The organism is Aestuariibaculum suncheonense (assembly GCF_014596935.1).
GTDB lineage: Bacteria > Bacteroidota > Bacteroidia > Flavobacteriales > Flavobacteriaceae > Aestuariibaculum > Aestuariibaculum suncheonense.
In genome coordinates, this window is the sequence record NZ_JACVXC010000001.1 from 999,708 (window position 1) to 1,019,388 (window position 19,681).

The window sequence follows — 19,681 nt, forward strand, 5'->3', positions numbered from 1 at the left end:
ATTAATCTTTTGAATTAATCATTAGACAAAAAGGTTTAGTTTTGCAGCGAAATTTGGTTTTGTTGGCTTCACGCCAACGAATTAAAAGGGAATCTGGTGAAATTCCAGAACTGTTCCCGCAACTGTAAGCTATAACGCTTCATGTAAAACTTCAATGTCACTGAAGAGTATTCTTTGGGAAGACCAGCATGAAGACGCAAGTCAGGAGACCTGCCAGTTTTCAAAACAATTAAGTTAAACTTTCGGGATAAAAGTTTACGTATGTAAATCCATGCGGTTCTCGAGTAATTATTCATTAAAATGAACAAAAAAACAAATGTTTTTGGTGTACTGTGTTTTGGTATATCTATGGTTGGTTTTGCCCAACAAAATCAGGAAGTAGTGACAATTGAACAGCTAGATGAGATTGTGATTTCCGATTCGCGTTTCGAATTAAAGCGTGAACATTCTGGTAAAACAGTAATAAAAATTTCAAGGCAGGAAATAGAAAACAATCAAGGGAGAAACATTGCAGAATTAATCAATACAAAAAGTGGTATTGAAATTAACGGAAGTAGAAGTGTTGAAGGTCAAAATTTAGGGTACTATGTACGTGGAGGTAGTACTAGGCAGGTTTTAATTTTGGTTGATGGTATTGCAGTTAATGATCCGTCGTTGGTGTCTAATGAGTTCGATTTACGTCTTTTTGATTTAAACACCGTCGAATCTATTGAAATAATAAAAGGAGCAGCCAGTACTTTATACGGAAATGCAGCTGCCACAGCGGTAATTAGTATTACGACAAAAAAGGCTTCAAGTAATGCGGTTTCGGGGAATTTTATGTCGGTAATAGGGACAAATCAATCTCAGGATGATTCAGATTACAACCCATCTAGTTTTACTAATCATGTTTCGGTTAATGGAACGGCTAATAAATTTAATTATTTAGCCAGTTTTGGCAATCGTTTTGTTGATGGTTTATCGGCAGCAAAATCTGATAATCCCGAGAAAGACGCGTTTAACAGATTTAATACAAATGTAAAATTAGGGTACACGTTTAGTGATGCTTTCGATATTTCGGCATTTGCAAGTTATGACAAATTGAAAACTGATATCGACGGATTTCCTGCACCATCTTATACTTTAGCAGATACCGATGATGAATATCACAGCGAACAAACAAGAGTAGGAGTTTCACCAAAATTCACTTATGCTAACGGAAGTATTCAAGTGAATGCAGCTTACTCTAAAATAGACAGAGAAAGTATTTCTGATTACACCACAACCAATGAAGCAGAGAGTTTTGTAGTTGATGCTTTCAATAAATATGTGTTTAACGAAATGTTTTATACGATTGCAGGTTTAAATTATACTGAATATAAAAGCTTATTTGCAGACGAAGAAAGCTATACCAATACCGATCCCTATTTAAATGCTGTATATGTGTCGCCATTCGGATTAAATATTAACGCTGGAGCACGTTTAAACAATCATAGTGAGTATGGTTCACATCTCGTTTATAACTTGAATCCGTCTTTTACTATGTCTTTAAGTGAAGGATATATAAAAGCTTTCGGGTCGTATGCAACCTCATTTATTGCCCCTAACTTATCTCAGTTATTCGGATATTATGGAGCCAACCCAGATTTGGAACCAGAGGAAAATTTAACAATGGAAGGTGGTTTAGAGATTAATACAGAAAAGGGCGTACGTTTAAGTGCTTTATATTTCCATAGAGATGAAGAAAATACCATAATCTATACAACAGGTTACGAAAATGCAACTACAGATGCTAAAGTGCAAGGTTTTGAAGTAGAAGCAGAGGTGAAGCCTTGCAATGCTGTTGTGTTTACAGCAAATTACACCTTTACCGAATTGATTGATGGAACACGTTTACGTTTACCTAAACACAAAGCGAATGCTGGTTTAGCATATAATTTCAGTGCGAATACCTACGCGTCTTTGAACTATCAGTTTGTGGACAGTAGAATGGATACCGATTTTTCAACCTATCAGAATGTTGATTTAGATTCTTTTTCTTTGGTTGATTTGTACTTCAGCCATAAATTGTTAGAGAACAGATTAAAGCTTTTTGTTGGAGTAACCAACTTATTCAATGAAGACTATATTGAGGTTATGGGGTATACTACTAAAGGAAGAAATGTGAATTTAGGATTGAATATCAATTTATAGATGTACTTATATTTTGAAATGAAAAAGGCGTTCTGAATGGAACGCCTTTTTATTTTTATCGTTATTTGTGATTTATTTTGGTATTAAATCGCAGTACCAAACGCCGTATGTGTCACTTTCACAAACCGAATTATCGGTGTTAGGGTTATCATATTCTCTGTACACCTTTTCACCAATAGTAAATTCAACAGGTTGTTTAAAAATAGGCCCGTCGAAACAAAAAGTGTGAAACTCGCCGTTTTCACCACAAGGATCAACGCCTTCAGGTAAGTTATCAACAAAATCTTTATCGATAACTTTACCGACAAAATCTTCATTAAAGAATTTAGAATTAGCACAAACTATTATAGTCTTAAATCCTAAATATAAAAACTCATGCATCAATTCTTTCGTGTCACGTTTCCATAAAGGAAAAACGGCGGATATGTTTTGTTTAGCCAATTGGGTTTCCCTATACGCTTTTAAATCTTCAAGAAAAATATCGCCAAAAGCCGTATGTGTAAAGCCATTTTGTTTTAATCGCACTACGGTTTCTAGCATTTTCATTTCGTAGGTTTCCATATCAGGCATTTCCTGAAGTTCAATAAAACTCGATTTTATGCCTATGGATTGGGTTTGTGCTTCAAGAAGTTCTCTCCGTAAGCCATGCATGGAAACACGATTGTAATGCGTGTTTATAGTTGTTGTTAATTCTTCAACAGAATATTGATCGTCTTTCAATAAATGATAAAGCGCCAAGGCAGAATCTTTGCCCGAGCTCCAATTAAAGTAGGTTTTTTGTTTATTCAAAAAGGGTATTATTTAAAATATTACTAGGAAGCGTTTTATCAACATACATTTCGTTACCAAAGCGTTCCATATTATTGCTGTCCTTAAAAAGTTTGAAAGCCGTTTTTGAGCTGCTTTTAAGTTGGGATAATTTACTGGTAGCGCCAGAAATATCGGTAAGTACCGTGGCTAATAGGGTTTCATTGACATCACCTATGACACCGAGGTTGAGATAACTTTCTTCAATTAATATGTCGGGAGTTAATCCGTTGTCATAATCGGTGTTTCCAACTTTATTCAACGATTTAAAAATTAAAGGCTGCATCGCATAGGTGTGATTTGGATTTGCTCCTTCACGAGAAAAATTTTCAGAATCGTAAAGTGTGGTTGATGCCTGATATTTTCCGGTCGTATAACTACCAATGTGCATCACATTGATATATGGATCCAAACTGTTTATTACCAGTTCGCTGGCAGATGCCGAAGCATCGGTTGCGATAATGTATACTTTATCCAGATTTAAACTGTTTAAGGCTGTGCCATCGTCATTATTTTTAAATCTATTAATTAGTAATTCCGGATTCTCATTTTCTAAAGCAGCCTGAAATTCACTGTTCCATTGTTCTGTGCTGAAAATTTCCCCATCAAATTGTCCGGTAATCATACTGCTTAATAAAATTGCAGAATTTACAGAACCTCCAGGATTGTATCGTAAGTCTAAAATAAGGTGTTGTATATTATTTGCTTTAAAATTGGCGAAAACAGAATTTAGCTGAGTATCGTAGTTGGCAGTGAAACCGTTATACATTAAGTAACCAACATTTTGTCCGTTAACCTCATAAATATTCGTGTAATAGATGGGGTTTTCAGAGTACTCTATTTTACTAAGACTAATGGATTCTCCTGTTGATTCAACCGAGTCATCTGCGTTTTCAGAAGTGCCATTATCGTTATATGTAGCCATATTTATAGTATAATTGGATGCAGACAATAAGCTTGAATAATTGGCAGTTGTTAGTTGTATGTCATTTACCGCATTAAACATGTCGCCACGTTGCACACCTTTAGTTTCAGCATCACTATCGTTTAAAACCAAGCGAACAATACCCACTAAATCGGTTGAACTGTTAGGTTGTAGAAATAATTTAAATTCCATACCATTACTGGTTGAAACGCCTTGGAATTGTTGCTCTAAAGCAATATAATCGTCAACAATCCAACTGTATTTATCGACTGTTTCCCGTTGGTAAATTAAACTTTCAAATAAGCTTTCCGGGCTGGAGAAATCATTTAAATATGCGGCATATTCGGCGTTCGAAGTAAATCGGTCGTTTGCTAAATCAGAAATGTTGTCTTTGTATAAGTAGAAAACATTCATGCCTTTCCAAACAAAATCGCTAATCGAACTGGCCGCAATTTGGTTATCGTCATTATCTTCAAAACAACTGGTATTTAAAATCGAAACCAAACACAAAAGTGTCAGGATTTTAATTTGTCGCATCATAAGTTGGCGTTTATTCTATGTGTAATTTCCTTTTTATAACTTCGGAATGGTTTATTTATTTGATAGCTTTATCTAAATTCTTGTACATACCTTTGCCAAGCGGTGTGAAATCTTTGGTGTCAGCTATAATTTTAATATCAATTCCAGGTTTCGTTTTTCCGTCGATTAATTTACTGGTAGAACCGGTGATTAACGAAATGGCTTTAGCCAAGAATACTTCATTTTCATCCCCTAAAGTTCCTAAATTCAGTAAATCTTCACCTTCGGCTATTGCTCCAGAACCTGTTTGATAAGTAATTAAATAGTCAGGCGTTAATCCGTTATAATAATCGGTTACTCCGTTTTTATTAGCCGATTTTAAAACTAAAGGTTGTATAGCGTATTTGTGATTGGGGTTAGCGTCTTTTCGTCCGTAATCAGGAGAATCGTATAAGGTGATGGAAGCCGTATATTTTCCGGTGGTCACCGTTCCTATTTGTACCACATCAATATAAGGACGAAGACAGTTAATCACCAGCTCACTGGCAGAAGCAGAGCCTTCTGTGGTTAGGATATAAACTTTATTTAATTTTAAAGAATTTATAGGGGTGTTATCAGCTAGTTTATCGGTAAAACGATTGATTAGGTATTCCGGGTCAGTAGCTTCTAAATACGCTTGATATTTATTATTCCATTTTTCAGTAGAAAAAATACCGCCATTAAATTGACCTGTAATCATACCGGATAAATTGATTGCCGATCTTACCGATCCTCCGGGGTTATATCTTAAATCTAAAACCAATTCATTAATACCTTGCGATTTTAAATCTGCAAAAGCATTATTTAAGTCATTATCGAAATTAGATACAAACCCATTATACATTAAATATCCTATTTTAACCCCGTTGGTTTCAATAACTTTATTTACTAAAATAGGGTTTTCAGTAAATTCAGTTTTAGTTAATTCAACAGTTTTTCCATTTAAGGCTATGGTGCTATTGGTAATGTCGGCCATGCCCAAGGTGTAGGTGTTGTTGCTGCCAAACAGCAAATCAATATAGTTATTAACTGTAATTTGTTGACCATCGACTGTTAAAAAGAACTCCCCTCTATTAATGTTTTTGGTTGCAGCATCAGAATTGTTAGCCACATAGCGCACGTACCCAAAAACATCATCAGAATCTGATAATCGAACTAATTGGAAGTCTAATCCATTAGAGTTAGAAGTACCCTGAAAGGAATTTTCTAAAGCCACGTAATCATCAACAATATAACTGAAGCGGTCTACTACATCAATCTGGTACAGCATGGCATCAAACAAACTTTCAGGAGTATTGTACCCGTTTAAAAAAGTGTAATATTCATCGTAAGTAGTAAATTTATCATCGGCCAGGTCAGGTACATCTTGTTGCCATAAATAAATTTCGTTTAAACCGGCCCATACAAACTCATTAACTTCGTTGTTTAAAGTAACAGGGGTCTCTTCGGTTTCTTCAGTTTCCTGAATTATAGTTTCTTCGTTTTCGGTACAACTAAATAAAAATGAAAGTCCAAAAATAAGAGTAAACAGCAGGCTAATGGGCAATTTTACTATCTTCATAACAATGCAATAAGGGTGAAATGTTGTAAATGTAACGACATTATATGTAAATTAAAATTTTTTGTAACAAATTATAAAGTTGTTCGTCGTAATATCAAATAGCCTAAATAAAGCTATTTTAATCAACCAAAACCAAAAATTGAAATGACTCAAACCGAGTTTTTAAATATTGTGATGCCGTTTAAAGATAAGGTATTTCGTTTAGCGAAACGATTACTGATATCTACGGAAGAAGCGGAAGATGCGACACAAGAGGTTTTGTTGAAATTATGGAATAATAAAAAACAAATTGAAGGGTACAAAAATGTAGAAGCTTTTTCGATGACGATGACTAAGAATTTTTGCTTTGATAAATTAAAATCGAAACAGGCACAGAATTTAAAAATCGTTCATAGTAATTACGAAGACGGCAATACATCTTTACAAAAGCAGGTTGAATTAAGCGATAGTGTAAACTGGGTAGCAAAGATTATTGAAGAGCTCCCTGAACAGCAACGATTGATTGTTCAGCTTAGAGATATAGAAGAATACGATTTAGATGAGATAGCTGAGATGCTGGAAATGAATAATACAGCCGTTCGTGTAGCCTTATCTAGAGCAAGAAAAACAATAAGAGAGAAATTGACTAATACACATAATTATGGTGTTAAATAATATAGAAAAGTTACTTGAAAAGTACGAAAATGGCGAAACATCGCTAAAAGAGGAGCAACTGTTAAAAAACTATTTTGCGCAAGAAGCAGTGCCGCCACATTTAGAGATGTATAAGGCTATGTTTGGTTACTTCAAAGTAAATAAGCAAGAACAATTTACGAAACACGTTCCATTAAAAACTAATAAAGTATTCAACTATAAGTGGATTTCTGTTGCTGCAGTAGCTGTTCTAATGCTAGGGTTTTATTTTAAATCGACATCAAAATCAAATAACGATTTGGGAACTTATCAAGACCCGCAACAAGCCTACAATGAAGTGGCTAAATCTTTAGCCATGATTTCAGGGCATTTTAATAAAGGGGTTTCTTCCGTAGCGTATTTAAACGAATACGAGAAAGGATACGAAACACTCAATTATTTAACCGAGTTGGAAAATTCAACCCGAATTATTTTTAAAGCCAATCATTAAAAAACGAACAGTAATGAAATGCTTGAAAATTTAAAATATTCTAATTAACAGAAATGATTTTAAAGCATTCCATTTGACCTAAGAAAAACAGTAAAAAAGAAACAAATGAAAACAATAAATTTTAATACACAGTCGATGAAAAGCAAATTAATAGTATTTGTATTAGCACTCATGTTATTGCCAATGGCAGTAACGGCTCAAAAAGATATTTTTGAGAAATACAGCGATAACCCTGAAGTCACTTACGTGTCTATTCAGCCTAAAATGTTTCAAATGATAGCCAAAATGGGAATCAATGTAGACGATCCCGAAGCTAAAGCTTATATGGATATGGTAAAAAGCATCACCAGTTTTAAAACCATAACAGCCGATAACGCCGCTATCGGGGCCGATATTGCCAAATGGGTAAAGTCGCGTTCTACTGCTTTAGAAGAATTAATGGAAGTAAAAGACGATGGTACTGAAGTGAAGTTTTATGTGAAAGAAGGTCGTGATGCCGATCATGTAAAGGAGCTTTTAATTTTCGTTAATGGTATGGATAAAGTGATTGATAGCGATATAGAAATCAACGGTAAGAAACGTCGATTTGAAACGGTGGTGGTGTCTTTAACCGGAGATATCGATTTAAATGAAATTTCTAAGCTTACCGATAAAATGAATATTTCAGGAGGTGAGCACTTAGAAAAAAAAAATAAAAAATAACACCAATCAATCATGAAACGAACAGTTCATTATATCATCACGGGTTGTATGGCCGCACTAATTTTGGTTAGTTGCGGTAATACCCCTAGTTTACAAAGTTATTTTGTAGACCATCAGGAAACGGCGAGTTTTATATCGCAGGACATTCCTATTTCCATGTTAAATATCGATACGTCTAATTTTACTGAAGATCAAAAGGAAGCCTATAATTCAGTGAGTCGATTGAACTTTTTAGGTTATAAATCGGATAGTACAAATATTGATGCTTACACTGATGAAGTGAATAAAGTAAAAGCCATTTTAAATGATGAAAAATATCAGGATTTAATGGAGTTTAGTGACCGCGGAAATCGTATTGTAATGAAATATGTAGGAGACGACGATGAAGCCGATGAAGTTGTGATTTTTGGAAGTTCTAAAGCATACGGATTCGGAATTGCCCGTGTTTTAGGTGACGATATGAATCCTCAAAAAATGATTACACTAGCAGGACTTATGCAAAATGCCGATGTAGATGAAGAACAGATAAAAAGTGTTATGAACTTTTTTAAATAGAATATAATTCTCGATTATCAAGTTAAATGTTAAAGAAAAAGGGCTGCCGTTTGGCAACCCTTTTTTTATGAATTATCGTGAGAATCCTTCTGTTTATGTGTTTTTGAATTGACGTAAACCAAATTCCCCACAACCGCAAAAAATATTAAAGCTAATATGGTTTTAATGGCATAATTATCTAAAATATCCAGCACACCGGACACAAAATAAATCCCTATTAAAACACCGCATAGCAGTAGCGATTGCTTGTCGTTTAGCATATAAATTAAATACCAGTATAGTTACTAGGTGTAATACGTTTTAATTCTTCTTTTATTGTATCAGAAACCTCTAAAGTATCAATAAAATTAGAAATAGAGTTTTGGTTTATTTTCTCATTAGTACGTGTTAAACCTTTTAATGCTTCGTATGGGTTTGGATAAGCTTCACGACGTAAAATCGTTTGAATAGCTTCAGCAACTACCGCCCAGTTATTTTCTAAATCTTCAGCAAACTTCGCTTCATTAAGTAGTAATTTTCCTAAACCTTTTAAAGTCGATTTAAATCCGATTAATGTATGTCCGAATGGCACACCTACATTTCTTAAAACGGTACTATCTGTTAAATCACGTTGTAATCTTGAGATTGGTAACTTAGCAGCTAAGTGCTCAAAAACAGCATTGGCAATACCTAAGTTTCCTTCAGAATTTTCAAAATCGATTGGGTTCACTTTATGAGGCATGGCACTACTACCAACTTCACCAGCTTTAATTTTCTGTTTGAAGTAATCCATAGAAACGTACGTCCAGATGTCTCTATTTAAATCGATAATGATATTGTTGATGCGTTTCAAGGTATCGAACAAACCAGCCATGTGGTCATAATGTTCAATTTGAGTGGTTGGGAACGAGTGGTTTAAACCTAGGGTGTTTTCAACAAATTTTGTTCCGAAAGCTTTCCAGTCAATGTCTGGGTAAGCTACGTGATGAGCATTGTAGTTTCCTGTCGCTCCTCCAAATTTAGCAGCGTTTGGAATGGTGTTTAATAATTTAAATTGCTCTTCTAATCGAACAACAAAAACCTCGATTTCTTTTCCAAGACGTGTAGGGGATGCTGGCTGACCGTGCGTTCTGGCAAGCATTGAAATACCTGACCATTCGTTAGCTAAAGCTTTAAGCTTGTCTAAAACTAAAGTGTATTCTGGGGTGTAAACATTGTTTACAGCTTCTTTAATACTTAACGGAATTGCCGTGTTGTTAATGTCTTGAGAGGTCAATCCGAAATGGATAAACTCTTTGTATTGTGATAAGTTTAAAGCATCAAATTTTTCTTTAATGAAATATTCAACAGCCTTAACATCGTGATTAGTTACTTTTTCAATGTCTTTTATCGCTAAAGCATCAGCACTTGAAAAATCTTTATAGATGGCCCTTAAATCTCCAAAAATGGAAGCATCTATATCTTTAAGTTGAGGTAACGGAATTTCACAAAGTGCAATAAAGTATTCTATTTCTACAAGAACACGATATTTTATTAAAGCTTCTTCAGAGAAATAAGGCGCTAAATCTTCTGCTTTACTTCTGTATCTCCCGTCAATAGGAGAGATGGCGTTAAGTGGTGATAATGACATGTGATGTTTGATTTTTTTCAAGTTGCAAAGATAGCTTTTTTACGCATAAGAGCGAAAACCATTGTTATAACTTTTTAAGCTTCTTCATTTTATTTAAAATATGCTTAGCACGAGACTTAAATGCAGCGCTTTGATGGTGAAAATCCTGTTGTAAAATATCTACTAGTTGAGGATGTATCCAAGGTGTTTCTTTTCCTAATAAAAACAAGGTTTCCATGGCATGTACTTTGGCCGCTACTTTATGGTCATTAATCATCCAGTCGAAACAGGCCTCAATCATTTTTTCCTTGGGTAGCGATGTCAAGGATTTCTTTATGGGATTGGGGTGTTTCGAGGTGTAGTGTTCGGCAATAAACGTACATATTTTAGCCATAGGACGTATTGCAGATTCTAATTGAACTTTATTCAGATTATTGGTGAAAAAATCTAAATGTGGAATGATGGCATAAATATATTCTTGGCAAACCAATTCTAGAACCCAGGCCGCTCTACTCGAGCTATCGTCGTCTGTCATAAATGAAATGGCAATGAGTTTAGGAAATAAAGACATATCATTTAATACCAGTCGGGCAAAGGCTAGGCGGTCTTGGCGCGAGGCAGAGATATAAGATAATTCTTTATAAAATTCATCAGAAGTCATTCTATAATTTATTACATTTAGACGCTTTAAAATTTATGGAAAAATAATATAAAGATGAAATTACTGAAAAAAATCTTACTGGTGCTTTTGGTTTTATTTGTTATCGCTCAATTTTTCGGACCAGAAAAAAATGAAGGTGACATGGCTTCTGTTGAACCGTTTTTAGCAGAGACCAATCCACCAGCTAATGTGAAAGCTATTTTAGAAGAAACCTGTTACGATTGTCATAGTGATGTTACTCGATATCCTTGGTATAACAGTATTACACCAGTGAATTACTGGTTAGCAGCACATATTAAAGACGGAAAAAAACACTTTAATGTGTCTAATTGGATTGGGAATTCGGTAAAACGTAAAGACCACAAATTTGAAGAACTTATTGAAATGGTTGAAGATAAAAGCATGCCTTTAAAATCGTATACCATTACCCATAGTGAAGCAAATCTTTCTGAAGATCAGATAAAAGCTGTTATAGACTGGGCTAAATTAGTTCGCGTAAAGTACAGTATGATGCCACAACCGGAATAAGTTTAAAGATATTCTGTTACTTTTGCTGAAAACATAAAATACCTTTATGCCTAAGCAACTTTTAATTATTGGTTTTGTTTGGCCGGAGCCCAAAAGTTCAGCCGCCGGAAGCCGAATGATGCAAATAATTCATTTTTTTCAATCGGAAGATTATGAAATCACCTTTGCAAGTTCCTGCGCTAAAACCGATAATGCTGTAAACCTTGAAGCGTTAGGCATTTCGCAAGTTTTTGTAGAATTAAACAATTCCAGTTTTAACGAGTTTGTTAAGGAATTGAATCCAGACGTGGTACTATTTGATCGGTTTATGACCGAAGAGCAATTCGGGTGGCGTGTGGCTCAGGAATGCCCGAATGCATTACGTGTTTTAGATACCGAAGATTTACATAGTTTGCGTAAAGGAAGACATCAGGCGTTTAAAGACTGTCAGCCGTTTTCAAACTTCTATTTATTTAATGATGTGGCGAAGCGTGAAATCGCGAGTATCTACCGCTGCGATTTAAGTTTGATGATTTCGGAAACGGAAATTGAAATTTTAACTTCCGAATTTAGAGTTCCGAAAAATCTCTTGGTTTATCTGCCTTTTTTACTTGAAGGCATTTCAGAAGGAGATATTCAAAACCTACCTGAATTTGAAGCACGTCAGCATTTTGTAACGATTGGTAATTTTTTGCACGAACCTAATTATAATGCAGTTCTGTATTTAAAAGAAACCATCTGGCCATTAATTAAAAAACAGTTGCCGCAGGCAGAAATGTATGTTTACGGTGCTTATGCCTCGCAAAAGGTGAACCAGCTGCATAATATAAAAGAAAGATTTCTAATTAAGGGCTTTGCTGAAGATGCTAACCAGGTGATGCAACAGGCTAAAGTGTGTTTGGCTCCATTAAGATTTGGAGCCGGATTAAAAGGTAAATTAGTCGATGCTATGCAAAATGGAACGCCATGCGTGACCACATTTGTTGGCGCAGAAGGAATGTTTGGCGATTTAGAGGCTAACGGATTTATAGAAGATAATCCCAATGATTTTGCTGAAAAAGCTGTTCAACTTTACAAAAATGAAGCCCTTTGGAAAACCAAACAGCAAAATGGTTTTTGTATTATTAACACGCGTTTTGGTAAAGAAGTACACCAAAAACTGTTTTCCAAGGTATTGAATAATACCATTCAGGATTTAGAGCAACATCGGTTAGGTAACTTTACTGGCCAAATGCTTCAACATCACAGTATGCAAAGCACCAGGTTTATGAGTAAGTGGATTGAAGAAAAGAACAAATAAAAGTTTTAATTAAAATTTTCCTGCTTACTGTGAGCTATATTTACCGGGTTTTCTGTCAGCCATTCAAAATCAGAAAGCGTTACACCAATGGAACAGTCATCCATGCAACCATCAGGAATGTAATAACAATTTTCAATAATGTTATTTGAGTCGTAATTAAACGTAATGTGGTTGTCATCCGGATTAACAGATAAATAATCACTTAAGCACGTATTGTAAAGTTCGTCAATAGTCAATGCCGGAGCGCCAGAAGTATGCGAGCCTAAAGCTGCTCCACTTTCAGTGTAAGCCTCAAGGATAATACGATTGTCGAAACCTAAATAATTTCCAGAGGCTTCATTGTAAAGCGTAAATGCTTCATAAATTCTTTCTGTCACTTTTCCGTCTAAAACCGTAATAGTGGTATTCGTTCCGGAACCGAATACAGAACGTGAACTCACGGTATAGACGTAAGAGTTGTCATTGGAATCTTTTAAATTATTCCAGGAATCCAAACTGATTTTAAAATTATAAAGGCTTTTGGCTTGCGAAGCACGGTTGCCATCGCAGCTAAAGTTTAGGGTGCAGGTGATAGCTATGAGAGCCAGGGCAACAAATTTCTTTTTCATAAATCCTAATCTTATTTGTTTAGTAGCTATAAAAATAAGAAAAACATGGCGTTTTTTCAAATGATTTTCATCTTGTTTTTAGTTCTAGGAATCGCTTTGTAGCCATTCAAAATGTGTCAGTTTAATACCGAAAGAACAATCATCATCACAAGTGTTAGAGGTGTAGTAGCACTCTTTAAGAAGGTTTTCATCATCTACATTGAAATTAATCTCGTTAGAGGTTGGGTTTACCGATAAATATTTTTTTAAACAGGTGTTGTATAGCTCATCAATGGTTAAAGCAGGAGCTGCGTTACAAAACGAGATACTATTGTAATCATCGTCATTCGATTTGCAGTTGTGAGTGCCCAAGGCGGTTTTATCTTCAAAAAACGATTTTAAAATAATTCGGTTTTCAAAATCCAGATAGTTAGCTTCATCGTCGTATTGTGTGTAAACTTCAAAAGCTCTGGACATAATTATTCCGTTTTCAACAGTAATGCTTGTATTACAGTTGTAACCTAATTCGGTTTTGCTACTTACAGTATAGTTGTAAGATGCGTTATGAAGTTGCTTTAAATTACTCCAGTAATCTAAGCTCATTTTAAACGTTGCTAAAGGTTTGGCGTTAGAGTTGTTATCAACTTCGTTAGTGCAATTCAGTATTAATGCGACAAGTAAAAAGTAAGGGATTTTCTTAATCATTGGTTGAGTGTTTTTTAGTGATGCAAAGTATGGTACGTGGTTTTTATTAAGGTAACCCGAGGTTTATGAAAATGTTAAGAATGGATTTTATAGTTATCTTTTTATGACGGAAATAAACGTTTTGCTAGGATAGTTTATCGTAGATTATTACAAGGCTTTTTCCTAGCTTTGCAGCTTTAAAATTTAGAATATGATTTCAATTGATGCTTTAGCAGTTGAGTTTGGTGGAAGTGCTTTGTTTAGTGATGTATCGTTTACCATTAATGAGAACGATAAAATTGCCTTAATGGGAAAAAATGGTGCAGGAAAAAGTACCATGATGAAAATTATTGCAGGTGAACAAAAAGCAACTCGAGGCAATGTGCGTTTCCCAAAAGACGTCGTGATTGCTTACTTACCACAGCATTTGTTAACTGAGGATAATTGTACGGTTTTCGAGGAAGCTTCAAAAGCGTTTAATCATATTTTTGAAATGCGTGACGAAATGGAGCGCTTAAACAAAGAGTTGGAAACCCGTACAGATTACGAGTCTGATGATTATATGAAAATCATTGAAAAAGTATCTGATTTAGGAGAGAAATTCTATGCACTTGAAGAGATAAATTATGATGCCGAAGTTGAAAAGGCTTTACGTGGTTTAGGCTTTAAACGTGAAGATTTTACACGATTAACCAGTGAATTTAGTGGTGGATACCGCATGCGTATTGAATTAGCTAAAATTTTATTGCAAAAACCAGACTTAATTCTTCTGGATGAGCCTACCAACCACATCGATATCGAATCAGTAATTTGGTTAGAAGACTTCTTAATCAATAAAGCGAAAGCCGTTATGGTGATTTCGCATGATAAAGCCTTTATCGATAACATTACCAATCGCACCATAGAAGTGACTATGGGACGTATTTACGACTATAAAGCGAATTATTCGCATTATTTGCAATTACGCGAAGACAGAAGGGCACATCAATTAAAAGCTTACGAAGAGCAGCAAAAATTTATAGCAGATAACAAAGCGTTTATTGAGCGTTTTAAAGGTACATTCTCTAAAACCAATCAGGTCAATTCGCGTGAGCGTATGCTTGAGAAACTGGAAATTATAGAAGTTGATGAAGTTGATAATTCAGCATTGAAATTACGATTTCCTCCAGCGCCTCGTTCAGGAGATTATCCGGTAACGGTTAAAGATTTATCGAAATCTTACGATGATCATATTGTGTTTAAAAATACGAATATGTCTATTGCCCGAGGCGAGAAAGTGTCATTTGTTGGACGTAATGGTGAAGGAAAATCAACTATGATTAAAGCTATTATGGGTGAAATTGAGGTAGAAGGACAATGTGGTTTGGGTCATAATGTTAAAGTGGGGTACTTTGCACAAAATCAAGCTTCATTATTAGACGAAAACTTAACTATTTTCCAAACGGTTGATGAGGTTGCCGAAGGAGATATTCGTACACAGATTAAAACTATTTTAGGTGGTTTTATGTTTAAAGGTGATGATATCGATAAGAAAGTGAGTGTGCTTTCTGGAGGTGAGAAAACCCGTTTAGCCATGGTAAAATTGCTTCTAGAACCGGTTAATCTATTAATTCTCGATGAGCCTACGAATCACCTGGATTTAAAGTCGAAAGATGTTTTAAAAGAAGCGTTGAAGAATTTCGACGGCACTTTAATTCTGGTATCACATGACCGTGATTTCCTTCAGGGATTGTCGCAAAAAGTATTCGAATTTAAAGATCAGCGAGTGATTGAACATTTTGAAACTATTGATGATTTCTTACAACGTAATCGCATTGAGAGTTTAAAACAAATCGATTTAAAGGCTTAAAACTGACATCCGTCTAATAAAATCAGGCAAACCATAATTTTATTCTATTTTAGTGAACGTTAAAAAATATCCTTATAGAATATACTTTATGAAATCCTTTTTTTATTGTTTAATAGCCTTATCGTTTTTTTCCTGTAAAACGTCAACTTCAAATAAAGATCAAGTTGAAGCAAGCAAGCCAAATGTCGTTTTGTTTTATCTTGATGATAGTGGTTATGGCGATGTTGAACATAATGGAAATCCTACCATAAAAACACCAAACATCACTAAACTTAAAGAAAGTGGTGTAAGTTTTACTCAGTTTTATGTGACGGCTGCGGCATGTTCGGCTTCACGTTATTCATTACTTACAGGGCGTTATCCAGGAAGATCTGGCTTAGGCTGGTGGGTGATTGCTCCGGGAACCAAGCAGCATATTCATACTAAAGAGTTGACTTTAGCAGAAGGACTAAAATCTGAAGGTTATAAAACCGGAATGTTCGGAAAATGGCATTTGGGAACGCCTAATGAAAAGAATAATTTTACGCCTGATGCTTTGCCTTTGGCGCATGGTTTTGATGAATGGATAGGCACCAATGTATCTCATGATTATAATAATGCCATGTTACTGCAAAGTGATTCTACAGGAGAATACCCAACAAAAGGGTATAAGCTTATCGCTAAAGATTTACCATCAGATACTTTAGCCTCAGAATCGTTAACAGGGGTGTGCACCAAGGCAGCTGTGAATTTCATAAAGAAGAATAAATCGAATCCTTTTTTTGCTTACATTCCATACAATATGCCGCACTTAGGGTTGTTTGTAAGTGATAAGTTTAAAGGAAAATCTCGTAATGGTGAATTAGGCGATGTTATGGAAGAACTGGATGCGGCTATAGGCGAAATTTGTAATACCCTTGAAGAGGTTGGAGTCCGTGATAATACCATTGTTATTTTTTCTTCAGATAACGGACCATGGATAAAATGGAGTACTCGTTCTGATAGTGAAAAGTATGGCGACACCCGTTTAAAAGTGGGCTATGCTACACCGTTTCGAGATGGCAAAGGATCAACCTGGGAAGGTGGTCACCGTGTACCGGGAATCATCAGTTGGCCTGCCAAAATTAAAGGAGGTAGAAATGAGCAAACACCAATTAGTACATTAGATATTCTGCCAACGGTTTTATCTATTGCAGGAGCAGAATTACCAAACGACAGAACTATTGATGGTCGTGATATTAGTGCTTTGCTGTTCAATGAAACCGTTCCTTCAGAATTTAAAAATTTCGAATTTTTCTATTCATACGATGATAATTATCCGTCTGCCATTAGAAAAGATACCTGGAAATTACACACTCGTATAGGGTCGCAAACCGGTAATGATTACGGATTTGTGGCTTCAAAAGAAACTCCTTTATTATTTCAGGTTGAAGAAGATTTAGGTGAACGGATTGATGTGGCTAACGAGCAGCCGGAGTTGGTTTCAAAATTATTAACCGAGTTTGAGTCCTTTGAAAAGCAATTAAAAGCAGAAGGTAGTTTTTGGGATCAATAGTAATTCAGATTTCATATTTTAATGCTTAAATCACTTTACTTTCTTGAATTTTGTGAATACTTATTTAGGTATTACTTTTCTATCTTTGCCTTATGGGTAAAACAATTGACGTACGAACTGTTAATGTGGTTCAGTATATAAAACCGTTGCGAGAGGGTGGTTCTATGCCAGCCATAGTTAATGCCGACGACGATTTTCTTTATGTTTTAAAGTTTCGCGGTGCTGGACAAGGTAAAAAGGCTTTGATTTCGGAATTGATGGGTGGTGAATTAGCCAGAACTTTAGGATTGAAAGTGCCGGAACTGGTATTTATGAATTTAGATGATTCCTTCAGTAAAACCGAACCGGATGAAGAAATTCAGGATTTACTCAAGTTTAGTGTAGGCCTTAATTTGGGGCTGCATTTTCTGTCGGGAGCCATAACGTTTGATCCGTTAGTGAATACGGTCGATGCAGCAACGGCTTCTAAAATTGTACTTCTTGATAGTCTAGTTAGTAATATAGATCGTACGGTGAAGAATACCAATTTACTTAGTTGGAATAACGAATTATGGGTTATTGATAATGGCGCTAGTTTCTATTTTCATCACAATTGGGCATTATATAAAAATCATTTAACCCGAACGTTTCCCTTAATTAAAGACCATGTTCTGTTACCATGGGCAACACAATTAGAAACTGCTGCTATTGAAATTAAAGAAGCATTTACTCAAGAAAGGTTGGAAGAAATCATAGCTCTTATTCCTGAAGATTGGTTGTTAGATGAAGCTGAAGCGATGCATCCGGAAGCGATGCGACAGGCTTATATGGAATATTTCCAGGCTAAATTAGCGATGATTGATAAACTGGTTAAAGAGGCGGAAGATGCAAGATAAAATCAAGTTTGAATATGCTATCATTCGGTTAGTTCCTAAAGTGGAGCGTGGTGAGTTTTTTAATATTGGAGCGATTGTATATGCCAAGCAAAGTAAGTTTCTAGGAGTAAAGTATCATGTTGATATTGTTAAATTGGAAGCTTTTTGCAAGGAGGTAGATATTAATCTCATCAATAAATATCTTGAAGCATGGAAAATGGTTTGTGAAGGAAACACTGCTGGAGGTCGTATTGGAGCCTTAGATTTACCAGATCGATTTCATTGGTTAACTGCTTCTCGTAGTACTATCATACAAAGTTCCGAAGTCCACTCCGGGCTGTGTTCAAACCCGGAACAGACGCTGGATGATATTTTTCAAAAGTTTGTGTTGTAAAACTATTGCTTAAATAGTTTAAAACTCAAAACTTCGTCACAGTATTCTACGGTAATTTTAGTTCTAATAATGTTATCAGGAAGTTCGAATTTGCGTTTAAAAAGGGCAGAGGGATAACAGTACGAATGTCTTGAAGGTGTGTTTTTTTCTGGAGTTTTATCGGGGCGTCTTCGTTCGGTGGTTACCACTAAATTGTCTCCTGCGATATAAAAATTAAAATCATCTTTAATATATCCCGGAATTTTTAATTCGTAATGATAATGATGTTCGGTTTCTTTAATGTTGGCTTGAGTAAGATTGGAGGTTTTACTTAAGGTTTTTTTGTGCTGTAAAGCTTCTTGTCTGTTGTAAAACGAAGCGTATGAAGGTTTCTTGTCTACATTAGTGTCTGGTGTCATGGTGTTGCTGTTTGTTTTAGTTTGTAGTTGGTGAAATAAAAGCAGCCATTGCGTAAGCTAAATAAGCTTGCATTAAGGATCAGGGTCAAAGTATGTGTCACATACCAAGGAGAGGATTCTAAAGATAAGAATTAAAACGAGAAAACAAGTTAACATATGTTAAAATTTTGTGTTAATTCATTAAATATCAATAGAGTAAAATGGTGTTTTCGCAGGTGGATTTTACAGAAACTCTAAAAGTTTTTTCATTCCAATGGTAGCATTTTCAGGAATAACAGTTAGGTTGGGATTGTTGTTGATGTTAGGTTTCGGGTCAATATAGTACGTGTGTGTGTTACTAGGAATATAATGTCTAAGACCGGCAGCTGGATAAACCTGCATCGATGTGCCTATAATCAATAAAATATCAGCAGTTTGACAAATGCTCATGGCCGTATTTATCATAGGGACTGCTTCTCCAAACCAAACAATATGCGGTCGTAGCTGATAGCCTTTCGCACAGGTGTCACCAATTTTTAAATCGGTACTCCAGTCTATAATATCATCCTCATCATAGGTGCTTCGAACTTTTAGTAATTCACCATGCAAATGAATTACCTTAGTGCTTCCGGCGCGCTCGTGTAAATCATCAACATTTTGGGTGATGATAGAAACATCATACTGTTTTTCTAATTCGGAGATAGCTTTATGTGCAGCATTGGGCTCGACTTCAAACAGTTGTTTTCTACGTTGGTTATAAAACTCTAGAACCAACTCTGGGTTAGCCTGAAAACCTTCAGGTGTAGCTACCTGCATCACATCATGACCTTCCCACAGTCCATTTTCATCTCTAAAGGTTTTTATGCCACTTTCGGCACTCATTCCGGCTCCGGTAAGAACAACAATGTGTTTTTTCATTTCTAAGTTAATTACTAAATGAGGG

21 protein-coding genes and 1 riboswitch are annotated in these 19,681 nt (G+C 35.4%); of the genes, 11 read left to right on the top strand and 10 right to left on the bottom strand.

The genetic code is table 11. From position 1 onward, the window contains the following. Nucleotides 1-37 precede the first annotated feature (37 nt). Nucleotides 38-232, top strand: a riboswitch (cobalamin riboswitch). A 68-nt stretch (nucleotides 233-300) separates the two neighbouring features. Next, nucleotides 301-2,172, top strand: coding sequence for a TonB-dependent receptor plug domain-containing protein (locus ICJ84_RS04485; RefSeq protein WP_188215146.1), 1,872 nt, complete (start codon nucleotides 301-303; stop codon nucleotides 2,170-2,172). 72 nt (nucleotides 2,173-2,244) lie between these two features. Here the strand turns inward: ICJ84_RS04485 and ICJ84_RS04490 are convergent, their stop codons facing one another. The 3 genes from ICJ84_RS04490 to ICJ84_RS04500 are packed head-to-tail and all read right to left on the bottom strand — an operon-like array spanning nucleotide 2,245 to nucleotide 6,023. Then, entirely contained in the window at nucleotides 2,245-2,961 is a 717-nt protein-coding gene (locus ICJ84_RS04490) for a Dph6-related ATP pyrophosphatase (protein ID WP_188215147.1), read from the bottom strand. Continuing rightward, a complete protein-coding gene (locus ICJ84_RS04495; RefSeq protein WP_241748681.1) occupies nucleotides 2,954-4,444 on the bottom strand; it encodes a S41 family peptidase in 1,491 nt (496 codons plus the stop codon). The genes ICJ84_RS04490 and ICJ84_RS04495 overlap by 8 nt, the downstream gene beginning before the upstream one ends. A gap of 55 nt (nucleotides 4,445-4,499) precedes the next feature. Further along, nucleotides 4,500-6,023: a S41 family peptidase gene (locus tag ICJ84_RS04500; protein ID WP_188215148.1), complete on the bottom strand. Its 1,524-nt coding sequence runs from the start codon at nucleotides 6,021-6,023 to the stop codon at nucleotides 4,500-4,502. A 144-nt stretch (nucleotides 6,024-6,167) separates the two neighbouring features. On the opposite strand from ICJ84_RS04500, the gene ICJ84_RS04505 reads away from it, so the two are divergent. The 4 genes from ICJ84_RS04505 (at nucleotide 6,168) to ICJ84_RS04520 (ending at nucleotide 8,403) form a co-directional block, all read left to right on the top strand. After that, complete coding sequence (locus tag ICJ84_RS04505; RefSeq protein WP_188215149.1) at nucleotides 6,168-6,677, top strand: RNA polymerase sigma factor; 510 nt, start codon at nucleotides 6,168-6,170, stop codon at nucleotides 6,675-6,677. Beyond that, the gene (locus tag ICJ84_RS04510) at nucleotides 6,664-7,146 is read left to right on the top strand and encodes a hypothetical protein (RefSeq protein ID WP_188215150.1); all 483 of its coding nucleotides are present in this window, start codon (nucleotides 6,664-6,666) and stop codon (nucleotides 7,144-7,146) included. Before ICJ84_RS04505 ends, ICJ84_RS04510 begins: the two co-directional genes overlap by 14 nt. A gap of 105 nt (nucleotides 7,147-7,251) precedes the next feature. Then, nucleotides 7,252-7,848, top strand: a complete 597-nt coding sequence (locus ICJ84_RS04515; protein ID WP_241748682.1) for a DUF4252 domain-containing protein — start codon at nucleotides 7,252-7,254, stop codon at nucleotides 7,846-7,848. Between the two features lie 12 nt (nucleotides 7,849-7,860). Further along, nucleotides 7,861-8,403 (top strand): DUF4252 domain-containing protein, encoded by a 543-nt coding sequence (locus ICJ84_RS04520; RefSeq protein WP_188215151.1) that lies wholly within the window; start codon nucleotides 7,861-7,863, stop codon nucleotides 8,401-8,403. A 65-nt stretch (nucleotides 8,404-8,468) separates the two neighbouring features. On the opposite strand, the gene ICJ84_RS04525 is transcribed toward ICJ84_RS04520, so the two are convergent. From ICJ84_RS04525 to ICJ84_RS04535, 3 genes are all read right to left on the bottom strand, one after another. Continuing rightward, a complete protein-coding gene (locus tag ICJ84_RS04525; protein ID WP_188215152.1) occupies nucleotides 8,469-8,663 on the bottom strand; it encodes a hypothetical protein in 195 nt (64 codons plus the stop codon). Nucleotides 8,664-8,668: 5 nt separating this feature from the next. Beyond that, the gene (gene purB / locus ICJ84_RS04530; protein ID WP_188215153.1) at nucleotides 8,669-10,012 is read right to left on the bottom strand and encodes an adenylosuccinate lyase; all 1,344 of its coding nucleotides are present in this window, start codon (nucleotides 10,010-10,012) and stop codon (nucleotides 8,669-8,671) included. A gap of 64 nt (nucleotides 10,013-10,076) precedes the next feature. Continuing rightward, a complete protein-coding gene (locus ICJ84_RS04535; RefSeq protein WP_188215154.1) occupies nucleotides 10,077-10,652 on the bottom strand; it encodes an adenylosuccinate lyase in 576 nt (191 codons plus the stop codon). Nucleotides 10,653-10,706: 54 nt separating this feature from the next. Between ICJ84_RS04535 and ICJ84_RS04540 the strand changes: the two genes are divergently transcribed. Next, complete coding sequence (locus ICJ84_RS04540) at nucleotides 10,707-11,180, top strand: heme-binding domain-containing protein (RefSeq protein ID WP_188215155.1); 474 nt, start codon at nucleotides 10,707-10,709, stop codon at nucleotides 11,178-11,180. A gap of 46 nt (nucleotides 11,181-11,226) precedes the next feature. After that, nucleotides 11,227-12,459, top strand: a complete 1,233-nt coding sequence (locus tag ICJ84_RS04545) for a glycosyltransferase (RefSeq protein WP_188215156.1) — start codon at nucleotides 11,227-11,229, stop codon at nucleotides 12,457-12,459. A gap of 5 nt (nucleotides 12,460-12,464) precedes the next feature. Here the strand turns inward: ICJ84_RS04545 and ICJ84_RS04550 are convergent, their stop codons facing one another. Beyond that, nucleotides 12,465-13,067, bottom strand: a complete 603-nt coding sequence (locus ICJ84_RS04550; protein ID WP_188215157.1) for a hypothetical protein — start codon at nucleotides 13,065-13,067, stop codon at nucleotides 12,465-12,467. 84 nt (nucleotides 13,068-13,151) lie between these two features. Beyond that, nucleotides 13,152-13,751, bottom strand: coding sequence for a hypothetical protein (locus ICJ84_RS04555; protein WP_188215158.1), 600 nt, complete (start codon nucleotides 13,749-13,751; stop codon nucleotides 13,152-13,154). Nucleotides 13,752-13,941: 190 nt separating this feature from the next. On the opposite strand from ICJ84_RS04555, the gene ICJ84_RS04560 reads away from it, so the two are divergent. The 4 genes from ICJ84_RS04560 to ICJ84_RS04575 all read left to right on the top strand — a co-directional run bounded on the left by ICJ84_RS04560 (nucleotide 13,942) and on the right by ICJ84_RS04575 (nucleotide 18,361). Beyond that, nucleotides 13,942-15,579 (top strand): ABC-F family ATP-binding cassette domain-containing protein, encoded by a 1,638-nt coding sequence (locus ICJ84_RS04560; protein ID WP_188215159.1) that lies wholly within the window; start codon nucleotides 13,942-13,944, stop codon nucleotides 15,577-15,579. Between the two features lie 88 nt (nucleotides 15,580-15,667). Next, nucleotides 15,668-17,113 (top strand): sulfatase family protein, encoded by a 1,446-nt coding sequence (locus tag ICJ84_RS04565; protein WP_188215160.1) that lies wholly within the window; start codon nucleotides 15,668-15,670, stop codon nucleotides 17,111-17,113. A 92-nt stretch (nucleotides 17,114-17,205) separates the two neighbouring features. Further along, nucleotides 17,206-17,988, top strand: a complete 783-nt coding sequence (locus tag ICJ84_RS04570) for a HipA family kinase (RefSeq protein ID WP_188215161.1) — start codon at nucleotides 17,206-17,208, stop codon at nucleotides 17,986-17,988. Further along, the gene (locus ICJ84_RS04575) at nucleotides 17,978-18,361 is read left to right on the top strand and encodes a DUF3037 domain-containing protein (RefSeq protein ID WP_188215162.1); all 384 of its coding nucleotides are present in this window, start codon (nucleotides 17,978-17,980) and stop codon (nucleotides 18,359-18,361) included. Before ICJ84_RS04570 ends, ICJ84_RS04575 begins: the two co-directional genes overlap by 11 nt. A gap of 2 nt (nucleotides 18,362-18,363) precedes the next feature. Here the strand turns inward: ICJ84_RS04575 and ICJ84_RS04580 are convergent, their stop codons facing one another. Together ICJ84_RS04580 and ICJ84_RS04585 are read right to left on the bottom strand one after the other, a co-directional pair. Continuing rightward, the gene (locus tag ICJ84_RS04580) at nucleotides 18,364-18,759 is read right to left on the bottom strand and encodes an Hsp20/alpha crystallin family protein (protein WP_188215163.1); all 396 of its coding nucleotides are present in this window, start codon (nucleotides 18,757-18,759) and stop codon (nucleotides 18,364-18,366) included. Between the two features lie 222 nt (nucleotides 18,760-18,981). Next, nucleotides 18,982-19,656, bottom strand: a complete 675-nt coding sequence (locus ICJ84_RS04585; RefSeq protein ID WP_188215164.1) for an SIR2 family NAD-dependent protein deacylase — start codon at nucleotides 19,654-19,656, stop codon at nucleotides 18,982-18,984. Nucleotides 19,657-19,681: the final 25 nt, after the last annotated feature.

Bases quoted from the DNA above. Each gene is read 5' to 3' on its own strand.
- ICJ84_RS04485 (WP_188215146.1), top strand. From the start codon at position 301: ATGAACAAAAAAACAAATGTTTTTGGTGTACTGTGTTTTGGTATATCT.
- ICJ84_RS04495 (WP_241748681.1), bottom strand. From the start codon at position 4,444: ATGATGCGACAAATTAAAATCCTGACACTTTTGTGTTTGGTTTCGATT.
- ICJ84_RS04500 (WP_188215148.1), bottom strand. From the start codon at position 6,023: ATGAAGATAGTAAAATTGCCCATTAGCCTGCTGTTTACTCTTATTTTT.
- ICJ84_RS04505 (WP_188215149.1), top strand. From the start codon at position 6,168: ATGACTCAAACCGAGTTTTTAAATATTGTGATGCCGTTTAAAGATAAG.
- ICJ84_RS04510 (WP_188215150.1), top strand. From the start codon at position 6,664: ATGGTGTTAAATAATATAGAAAAGTTACTTGAAAAGTACGAAAATGGC.
- ICJ84_RS04515 (WP_241748682.1), top strand. From the start codon at position 7,252: ATGAAAACAATAAATTTTAATACACAGTCGATGAAAAGCAAATTAATA.
- ICJ84_RS04520 (WP_188215151.1), top strand. From the start codon at position 7,861: ATGAAACGAACAGTTCATTATATCATCACGGGTTGTATGGCCGCACTA.
- ICJ84_RS04525 (WP_188215152.1), bottom strand. From the start codon at position 8,663: ATGCTAAACGACAAGCAATCGCTACTGCTATGCGGTGTTTTAATAGGG.
- purB (WP_188215153.1), bottom strand. From the start codon at position 10,012: ATGTCATTATCACCACTTAACGCCATCTCTCCTATTGACGGGAGATAC.
- ICJ84_RS04535 (WP_188215154.1), bottom strand. From the start codon at position 10,652: ATGACTTCTGATGAATTTTATAAAGAATTATCTTATATCTCTGCCTCG.
- ICJ84_RS04540 (WP_188215155.1), top strand. From the start codon at position 10,707: ATGAAATTACTGAAAAAAATCTTACTGGTGCTTTTGGTTTTATTTGTT.
- ICJ84_RS04545 (WP_188215156.1), top strand. From the start codon at position 11,227: ATGCCTAAGCAACTTTTAATTATTGGTTTTGTTTGGCCGGAGCCCAAA.
- ICJ84_RS04550 (WP_188215157.1), bottom strand. From the start codon at position 13,067: ATGAAAAAGAAATTTGTTGCCCTGGCTCTCATAGCTATCACCTGCACC.
- ICJ84_RS04555 (WP_188215158.1), bottom strand. From the start codon at position 13,751: ATGATTAAGAAAATCCCTTACTTTTTACTTGTCGCATTAATACTGAAT.
- ICJ84_RS04560 (WP_188215159.1), top strand. From the start codon at position 13,942: ATGATTTCAATTGATGCTTTAGCAGTTGAGTTTGGTGGAAGTGCTTTG.
- ICJ84_RS04565 (WP_188215160.1), top strand. From the start codon at position 15,668: ATGAAATCCTTTTTTTATTGTTTAATAGCCTTATCGTTTTTTTCCTGT.
- ICJ84_RS04570 (WP_188215161.1), top strand. From the start codon at position 17,206: ATGGGTAAAACAATTGACGTACGAACTGTTAATGTGGTTCAGTATATA.
- ICJ84_RS04575 (WP_188215162.1), top strand. From the start codon at position 17,978: ATGCAAGATAAAATCAAGTTTGAATATGCTATCATTCGGTTAGTTCCT.
- ICJ84_RS04580 (WP_188215163.1), bottom strand. From the start codon at position 18,759: ATGACACCAGACACTAATGTAGACAAGAAACCTTCATACGCTTCGTTT.
- ICJ84_RS04585 (WP_188215164.1), bottom strand. From the start codon at position 19,656: ATGAAAAAACACATTGTTGTTCTTACCGGAGCCGGAATGAGTGCCGAA.